This is a genomic window from Streptomyces sp. NPDC059455 (assembly GCF_042750115.1).
Classification (GTDB): Bacteria; Actinomycetota; Actinomycetes; order Streptomycetales; family Streptomycetaceae; genus Streptomyces; species Streptomyces endocoffeicus.
The window spans coordinates 104,857-111,733 of the sequence record NZ_JBHYVB010000007.1 but is presented as its reverse complement, the minus strand read 5'-3'; the positions used below and the strand labels follow the sequence as shown (position 1 = coordinate 111,733).

4 protein-coding genes are annotated in these 6,877 nt (G+C 74.2%); 2 read left to right on the top strand and 2 right to left on the bottom strand.

Features of this window, described 5'->3' with window-relative positions; all coding sequences use genetic code 11:
- Positions 1–42: 42 nt before the first annotated feature.
- Positions 43–2,205, top strand: coding sequence for a DUF6049 family protein (locus ACFXB5_RS04280; protein WP_385202216.1), 2,163 nt, complete (start codon positions 43–45; stop codon positions 2,203–2,205).
- Positions 2,206–2,289: 84 nt separating this feature from the next.
- Here ACFXB5_RS04280 and ACFXB5_RS04275 read toward each other — a convergent pair whose 3' ends face one another.
- On the bottom strand, positions 2,290–3,561 hold the full coding sequence (locus ACFXB5_RS04275) for a nucleotide sugar dehydrogenase (protein WP_385202205.1): 1,272 nt from the start codon (positions 3,559–3,561) through the stop codon (positions 2,290–2,292).
- A 197-nt stretch (positions 3,562–3,758) separates the two neighbouring features.
- On the opposite strand from ACFXB5_RS04275, the gene ACFXB5_RS04270 reads away from it, so the two are divergent.
- A complete protein-coding gene (locus tag ACFXB5_RS04270) occupies positions 3,759–5,465 on the top strand; it encodes a glycerol-3-phosphate dehydrogenase/oxidase (protein ID WP_385202203.1) in 1,707 nt (568 codons plus the stop codon).
- On the opposite strand, the gene ACFXB5_RS04265 is transcribed toward ACFXB5_RS04270, so the two are convergent.
- The gene (locus tag ACFXB5_RS04265) at positions 5,452–6,645 is read right to left on the bottom strand and encodes a serine hydrolase domain-containing protein (RefSeq protein WP_385202201.1); all 1,194 of its coding nucleotides are present in this window, start codon (positions 6,643–6,645) and stop codon (positions 5,452–5,454) included. The genes ACFXB5_RS04270 and ACFXB5_RS04265 overlap by 14 nt on opposite strands.
- Between the last annotated feature and the right edge of the window lie 232 nt (positions 6,646–6,877).

Sequence of the window (6,877 nt, the reverse complement as noted above, 5' to 3'; positions counted from 1 at the left end):
GGTCGTAGGGCTCATGGGGCCACGCCGCAGGGCCGCGGGGCTCTGGGCGTCACGACGGCGCAGGGCCGTGGCGCTCACCGCCCCGCCTCGGCGGACGGCCGGGAGGCTCGCGGCGGCACGCCGCAGGGCCGTGGGCCTGGCGGCGACCGCACGGACCACGCCCGCTCCCGCCGGTATCCCGTGTCCGTCGAGTTGGCGTCCCTCACCCCTGCCGTGATTCGTCAGGGTGGCGAGTTGAGGATCAGTGGGCGGGTGACCAATACCTCCGGGCGGCGGGTCGGGGTCGCGCGGATCGGGGTGCGGATCGGGGCCTCGGGGGCGATCGACACCCGGGGCGGGCTCGCCACCGTGGCCCGTCGTACGCCCCTGACCCGGGCCGACGGCCCCGAGGTGGCCGACCGCACGGCCCGTCTCGCCCCGCTGCCGACCGGCGCCGAGCGCGGCTTCCGGCTCACCGTGCCCGTCCCCGACCTGGAGCTGGAGGGCGCCGGGGCGTACGCGCTCACCGTGCATGTCGTCCGCGCGGACGGCGCCGGTGCCGGGACGGTGCTCGGGCTGACCCGCACCCATCTGTCCGCGTATCCCGACGCCACCCGGCTGGTGCCGCTGCGCACCACCGTGCTGTGGCCGGTGCTGGACACCCCGCGGATGGAGGCGTTGAGCCTGCGGACCCAGGACAGCGTGTTGCCGGTCTTCCGCGACGATCAGCTGACCGCCGCCTTCGGGCCGGGCGGGCGGCTGCGGCGGCTGGTGGAGATGGGCAGGGGGCAGCCGGTCACCTGGGTGCTCGATCCGGATCTGATCGTTCAGGCGCGGGCCATGGTCGCCGGGTACCGGGTGGCCCGTACGCCCGGTGACACCGATCCGCAGCAGGCCACCGAGGGGAAGGGCGGCGAGGCGGCGGCGGGCTGGCTGGCCGCGCTCCGGGCGGCGGTCCGGGGCCGGGAGGTGATCGCGCTGCCGTACGCGGACCCGGATCTGGCCTCGCTCGCGCGCGGCGGCGGCGCCCCGCTCGCCGGGCTGCTGCGCCGGGCCTCGCGCACCGGCCGGAGCGTGGTGGACCGGGCGCTGGGCGTCCACGCCCGCGCCGGTGTGGGCTGGCCCGCGGGCGGCGAGCTGGACGACGGGATCGCCCGGTACGCCAAGGGGCTCGGCCTGGACACGGTGCTCGCCTCCGGCGCCGGGGTGGCCTCCGCCGGTGAGCTGGTCTCGGAAGGGGCCACCGACGACGGCGCCGTCTCGCTCGAGGGCGGCACGACCGCGCTGCGCTACGACGCGGCAATCGCGTCCCAGCTCTTCTCGAGCCACCCGGCCGCGGGCGCCTCCGGTGCGCCCGCCCGGCTGCTGCTGCGCCAGCGGCTGCTCGCCGAGACCCTTACGGCCGCGCGGGAGCTGCCGTACGCCCGCCGCGAGCTGGTCATGGTGCCGCCGCGCCGGATGCCGCTCGCGGTCGCCCGGGTGCTGCTCACGGTGGTGGCCGAGGGCCGTAAGGCGGGCTGGCTGGAGCCGGCCGGGTTCGCGGCCGCGCTGCGCAAGCCCACGGCGGGGCGGCTGCGGGGCTTCGACGGCTATCCGCTCGCACGCCACGCCGCCGAGCTGCCGCCCGCCCGGCTCGCGGCGGTGGTCCGGGACCGGCTGCGGATGCGCGCCCTGGCCAAGGTGCTGTCGGACGCGCGGGCCACCGCCGCGTCCGTACGGGCCGCGCTGGCCCGCTCCGTGGCGACCGCCTGGCGCGCCGACCCGGCGGGCGCGGCCTCGTACCAGCGGGGGGTGTCCCGCTATCTGACGGCCTCGATCGCGTCGGTGCGGCTGGTGCCGAAGTCCACGGTGGTGGTGACCGGGGGCTCGGCGACCATCCCGGTCACCGTCGACAACGGCCTCCAGCAGGACCTCACCGGGGTGGAGCTGCGGGTCCTCTCCAGCCGACCGGAGCGGCTGACCGCCCGGGACCGCGCGATGCCGGTCCAGGCGTCGCGGGCGGTGAGCCGTACGGTGCGGATCCGGGTGGAGGCGTACGCGAACGGCCCGGTGCGGCTGACCGCCCAGCTCTACACCACCACCGACGGTCGGCCCTGGGGCGCGCCGATGATGTTCACGGCGGATGTGCGGTCGGTGCCGTCGGGAGCGGTGATCTTCGTGCTGGGCGGAACGGCGCTGATCGTGCTGGCGGTCGCGTTCCGGCTGCGGCGTACGCGGAGCCAGTGACGGCGGGGCCCGAAACGGGGCCGGTGACGACGGGGCCCGAAACGGACCCGGTGACGACGGGGCCCGAAACGGGGCCCGCGCGCCTCACAGCCGGTGCGCCGTCCCCGCCGGTCCCGCCCCCCGGGTGTCCAGCAGCAGCTGGGCCTTCACCGACAGCCCCTGCAGGTCGTAGGTGCGGTGCGGCTGCAGCAGGACGGTCAGGTCGGCGTCGGCCGCCGCCTCGTACACCGAGTCGGCGCGCTCCACCTGGCGTCCCAGCACCCGCCAGCGTGTGACGTACGGATCGTGGTAGCTCAGCCGGGCGCCCAGCTCGATCAGCCGGGAGGCGATCTCCCGCGCGGGCGAGCCCTCGGCGTCGGCGACGTCGGCCTTGTAGCCGACGCCCAGCAGCAGTACGTGCGCACCGCGCGCCGACTTCCCGTACTCGTTCAGCAGGGCCGTGCAGCGGCGCGTGACATAGCCCGGCATCCGCCCGTTGACCTGCTGCGCGAGCTCCACCATGCGCAGCGGGATGCCGAGGCCGCGCTGCGGGTCGGCCATGTGCCCGTGGTCGACCGGCACGCCGTGGCCGCCGACGCCGGGGCCGGGGCGGAAGGACTGGAAGCCGAACGGCTTGGTCTCGGCGCAGCGGACCACGTCCCACACATCGACGCCGAGGTCATGGCAGTACACCGCCATCTCGTTGACCAGGGCGATGTTGACGTGCCGGTAATTGGTCTCCAGGACCTTGACCGTCTCGGCCTCGCGCGTGCCGCGGGCCCGGACGACCTTCTCGGTGAAGCGCCCGTAGAAGGCGGCGGCCGCCTCGGTGCAGGCGGGGGTGAGGCCGCCGATGACCTTGGGGGTGTTGGCGGGGCCGTGGGCGCGGTTGCCCGGGTCGTGGCGGCAGGGGGAGTAGGCGAGGTGGAAGTCGCGCCCGGCCCGCAGTCCGGATCCCTCCTCGAGAAGTGGACGGAGGAATTCCTCGGTGGTGCCGGGGTACACGGTCGATTCCAGCAGAACGGTGGTGTGCGGGCGCAGCCTCGCCGCGAGCGTACGGGCCGCCTCGCCGACCGCCGACAGATCCAGTCTGCGGTCGTCCCCGCGCGGGGTCGGGGCGCAGATCACAGCGGTGCGGACGCGGCCGAGCTCGGCGGGGTCGGCGGTGATCCGGAAGCCCTGGGAGGCCATCCGGCGCAGCTCGGCGGCGGAGAGCAGGCCCTCGCCCGAGCCGGCGGGCAGCCGTCCGGCCCGGAGGTCGTGGGCCGCGCGCGGATCGGGGTCGTAGCCGACGGTGCGGATGCCGGCGGCTGTGGCCGCCCGGGCGAGAGGAATACCGAGATGACCGAGTCCGATGACGGCGAGATCTGCGGGCATGACGTCGTGTCGTCCTTCCCGGGACGATGTCGGATGGCGCAAAGGCAGACTAAGCGGAAATATGACTCGTATTCAGTATTGGTGAGGGGTGTTGACACGGTGTCGCGTCGATGGCCGGAGCAGCGGCATGGCATGGAGGGGAGAAAGCCAGGAAAATCGGCAGGGCGGCGTGGCGTCGATCACAACGGGAGGCAGCGGTGAAAACACCGGCACTGGGACCGGCCGAGCGCGGCGAGGCGCTGGCCCGGATGGCGGACCGTGAGCTCGATGTGCTGGTCGTGGGCGGCGGAGTGGTCGGCGCGGGCACCGCGCTGGACGCCGCGACACGGGGCCTGGAGACCGGTCTGGTCGAGTCGCGGGACTGGGCCTCCGGCACCTCCAGCCGGTCCAGCAAGCTGATCCACGGCGGACTGCGCTATCTGGAGTTGCTGGACTTCGCACTGGTGCGCGAGGCGCTGAAGGAGCGCGGGCTGCTGCTGGAGCGGATCGCACCGCACCTGGTCAAGCCCGTGCCGTTCCTGTATCCGCTGAAGCACCGGGGCTGGGAGCGGTTCTACGCGGGCTCGGGCGTCGCCCTCTACGACGCCATGTCGATCTCCTCCGGGCACGGCCGCGGACTGCCCGCCCACCGCCATCTGAGCCGCGGGCGTGCGCTGCGCGTCGCCCCCTGCCTCAAGAAGGACGCGCTGGTCGGGGCGTTGCAGTACTACGACGCCCAGATGGACGACGCCCGCTATGTCGCCACGCTCGTGCGCACGGCGGCGGAGTACGGCGCCCATGTGGCCAACCGCGCGCGGGTGGTCGGCTTCCTCCGGGAGGGCGAGCGCGTGGTCGGCGCCCGGGTGCACGACCTGGAGCAGGGCGGCGAGTTCGAGGTCCGCGCCCGGCAGGTGGTCAACGCCACCGGGGTGTGGACCGACGAGACCCAGGCGCTGATCGGGGAGCGCGGCCAGTTCCACGTCCGGGCCTCCAAGGGCATCCACCTGGTGGTCCCCAAGGACCGCATCCACTCCACGACCGGGCTGATCCTGCGCACCGAGAAGAGCGTGCTGTTCGTGATCCCCTGGGGCAGGCACTGGATCATCGGCACCACGGACACCGACTGGGACCTGGACAAGGCCCATCCGGCCGCCTCCAGCGCCGATATCGACTATCTGCTGGAGCATGTCAACGAGGTCCTCGCGGTGCCGCTGACCCGCGACGACGTGGAGGGCGTCTACGCCGGGCTGCGCCCGCTGCTGGCCGGGGAGTCGGACGCCACCAGCAAGCTCTCCCGCGAGCACACCGTCGCCCATCCGGTGCCGGGCCTGGTGGTGGTCGCGGGCGGCAAGTACACCACGTACCGGGTGATGGCCAAGGACGCCGTGGACGAGGCGGTGCACGGCCTCGACCGCCGGGTCGGGCCCTGTGTCACCGAGGAGATCCCGCTGGTCGGCGCCGTCGGCTACAAGGCGCTGTGGAACGCCCGGGAGCGGATCGGCCGGCAGCACGGGCTGCACGCGGCGCGGATCGAGCATCTGCTCAACCGCTACGGCTCGGCGGCCCAGGAGGTGCTGGACCTGATCGCGGGCGACGCCTCGCTGGGGAAGCCGCTGGCCGGGGCGGAGGACTATCTCCGGGCCGAGGTCGTCTACGCCGCCTCGCACGAGGCGGCCCGCCATCTGGACGACGTCCTCACCCGCCGCACCCGCATCTCGATCGAGACCTTCGACCGCGGTACGCGCTGCGCCCGCGAGGTGGCCGAGCTGATGGGGCCGGTGCTTGGCTGGACCGAGGACCAGCTCGACCGGGAGGTCCAGCACTACGAGAAGCGGGTGGAGGCGGAGCGCGAGTCGCAGCGTCAGCCGGACGATCTGACGGCGGACGCGGCCCGGCTCGGCGCGGCGGACATCATCCCGCTGTAGGAGGAGGTCGCGTGTCTTTCCGGCGAGGACAGAACTCGGTCTCGAGCAGGGACGTTTCGGCGGTCAGACCGGAGGCGGCGGTGCTGTTGAGCCGGTAGGCGAGGCTGTGGCGGCCGTCGGGGGCGGTCACGGCCAGCGCGTACGAGCCGTTGATCTCGCCGTTGTGGCCCCACAGCGTCACCCCACAGGCCAGCCGCACCGGGAACAGCCCCATGCCGTACCGGCCGTCGGAGGCGGAGGTGTTCCGCATCTGCCGCAGCTCGGCCAGGGGCACGACCTTGCCGCGCAGCAGACCGGGGAGGAGGCGGGTCAGATCGCCGAGCGTGGAGATCAGCTCCCCCGCGGCCCCGGCCGAGGAGGGGTTGAGGTCGGTGACATCGCGTCGGGCGCCGCCGTCCCCGGCCCCGCCGTCCCGCGTGTACGCGCGGCCGTGCGGGTCCGGGAGGGCGGTGCGGGCGCCGGGGAAGGAGGTGCCGTGCAGCCGAAGGGGGGCGAGTACGTCGCGCCGGGCCTCGGTCGCGTAGGAGCGGCCGGTGACCCGCTGGACGACCATGCCCAGCAGCACGTAGTTGGTGTTGGAGTAGCGCCAGGTGGCGCCGGGGGCGAAGTAAGGGCGGTGCGCGACGGCGGTCCGCACCAGGGAGGCGGGGGTGCGGGTGCGGTCGGCCGCGGCGGACAGCTGACGCGCCAGGACCGGGTCGGCGGTATAGTCGAACAGCCCGCTGGTCTGGTTCAGAAGCTGACGGATCGTGATGGTCCGGCCGTCGTTGCCCTGGCCGCGCACCAGCCCCGGGAGGTGCTCCTCCACCGTGTCGCCGAGGCCGAGCCGCCCCTGGGCGGCAAGGCGCAGCGTCAGCGCCGCGATGACGGTCTTGGTGAGGCTGCCCGCCCGGAAGTGGTCGCTCCGGTGGATCCGGCGTCCGGTGCGGACGTCCGCGACCCCCGAGGCGAGATACCGCGTGCCGCCGCCCTCCCGGCGGATGAGCACCGCGGCCCCCGGTGCGTCGCCCTGTGCCGCCAACCGCCGTACGGCGGCGCGCAGGGCGCCGTCACGACCGCCCTCGGCGCCCGGGCTCGCGCTCGCCCGCGGGTCCGCGTCCCGGCCCGGTTCCGTGGCCGCCGCGCCGCAGCCGGACAGGATGAGTGCGAGGGCGGTCGCGAGCGCCACGGCGGTCGGCATACGGCTCCGCCTGTGCCATCGTATGGCGGAGATGGGCATGACACGGACCTCCGTTCCCTGCGTACTTCCAGATGGTCGCAGGTACCGCGGTGGCCGCCACGCCGCGCCCCGGACCCGGGGCGGTTCCGGGTCCGCGGATGAGAGACAATGGACGCTCTCCCAGGGTGGGTTCAGGGTGGGTAGATTTTCAGAGGGGTAGCATTTCGGAGGCTGATAAGACGCAGGGTTAGAC